This window comes from Streptococcus sp. HMSC078H12 (assembly GCF_001814615.1).
In the GTDB taxonomy this organism is placed as follows: domain Bacteria; phylum Bacillota; class Bacilli; order Lactobacillales; family Streptococcaceae; genus Streptococcus; species Streptococcus salivarius_F.
In genome coordinates, this window is the sequence record NZ_KV817342.1 from 1 (window position 1) to 233 (window position 233).

Genomic DNA, 233 nt, shown 5'->3' on the forward strand with positions numbered 1-233 from the left:
GATGCTGAAGCGGATGCGCTTGCTGATTCTGACGCTGAGACTGATGCAGATGTGCTTGCTGACTCAGAGGCAGAGACTGATGCGGACGCACTCGCTGATTCTGACGCTGAGACTGAAGCCGATGTGCTTGATGATTCTGACACAGACGCTGAAGCTGACGCTGAAGCAGACAATGACTCAGATACACTTGTTGATGCTGAGGCTGAAAGACTTGCTGATGTACTCAATGAAGT

1 pseudogene is annotated in these 233 nt (G+C 50.6%); it reads left to right on the forward strand.

From position 1 onward, the window contains the following. Positions 1-233 (forward strand): annotated as a pseudogene (locus HMPREF2979_RS10335) (MSCRAMM family adhesin SdrC); the annotation flags it as partial.